The following is a 1,268-nucleotide window of genomic DNA, read 5'->3' as shown; positions in this document are numbered from 1 at the left end:
TGGTCTGCCCCCAGAAAAGTGGTCCTTCCTGAGGTAGGCTTTCGAGCCAGATGGAGGACGAACGAATGGGACAGAAGAGACACAAGCCGGAGGAGATCGTCGCGAAGCTTCGGCAGGTCGACGTGCTGGTATCGCAGGGCCGATGGGTGGCCGAGGCGGTGCGGTCGATCGGGGTGACGCAGTTCACCTACTACCGCTGGCGCAAGGAGTTCGGCGGGCTGAAGACCGATCAGGTGAAGCGTCTCAAGGAGCTCGAGAAGGAGAACGAGCGGCTCAGGAAGGCCGTCTCCGATCTCACACTCGAGAAGCTGATCCTGAAGGAGGCTGCCTCGGGAAACTTCTGAGCCCCGCTCGCCGCCGGGCCTGCGTCGAGCATGTCCGGCAGACGTTCGGCGTGTCGGAACGCCTCGCCTGCCGGGTGCTCGGCCAGCATCGCTCGACACAGCGCAATGTGCCGCGCGGCCGGGCCGATGAAGACGCGCTGACCGCGGACATCATCGCGCTCGCTTCCCAGTATGGGCGCTACGGCTATCGCCGGATCGCGGCCATGCTGCGAGACGCCGGCTGGGCCGTTAACGTGAAGCGCGTCGAGCGGATCTGGCGGAGGGAGGGGCTGAAAGTGCCCTCGAGGCAACCGAAGAAGGGGCGGCTCTGGCTGAATGACGGATCATGCATCCGCCTCCGACCAGAGCGTCCGAACCACGTTTGGTCCTACGATTTCGTGGAAAGCCGAACCCACGATGGGAGAAAGTTCCGTATGCTCAATGTTATAGACGAGTTCAGCCGGGAGTGCCTGGCGATCAGGATCGACCGGAAACTCAATTCCACGGCCGTCGTCGATGTTCTGACCGACCTGTTTATCCTTCGGGGAGTGCCCGGCCACGTCCGATCCGACAACGGCCCCGAGTTCATCGCCAAGGCCGTGCGGGACTGGATCGATGCGGTCGGCGCGAAGACGGCGTTCATTGAACCAGGCAGTCCCTGGGAGAACGGCTACTGCGAGAGCTTCAACTCGAAGCTCCGCGACGAGTTGCTCAACGGCGAGATCTTCTACTCGCTGGCCGAGGCCCGCGTGATCATTGATGCGTGGAGGGTTCACTACAATACCGTCAGGCCACACTCGTCGCTGGGATATCGATCACCAGCTCCGGAGGCCATTCACTGGCCGTCCCGAGATGGCGGATCGCCCCCGCCCCAGGCATCTACCTTGGCGCCGAGACCCGTCATGCACTAAGACTGAAACCGGACCACCCAATAGGGGCAGGCCA

General features: G+C 63.0%; 1 pseudogene. It reads left to right on the top strand.

Annotated features, from left to right (window positions below):
- Positions 1-65 precede the first annotated feature (65 nt).
- Positions 66-1,234, top strand: a pseudogene (locus AVJ23_RS21890) (IS3 family transposase).
- Positions 1,235-1,268 lie beyond the last annotated feature (34 nt).

Origin of the sequence: Pseudoponticoccus marisrubri (assembly GCF_001482405.1) — a bacterium.
GTDB classification, from domain to species: Bacteria; Pseudomonadota; Alphaproteobacteria; order Rhodobacterales; family Rhodobacteraceae; genus Pseudoponticoccus; species Pseudoponticoccus marisrubri.
The sequence above is the reverse complement of the archived record's forward strand: the minus strand, read 5'-3'. Positions and strand labels throughout refer to the sequence as shown.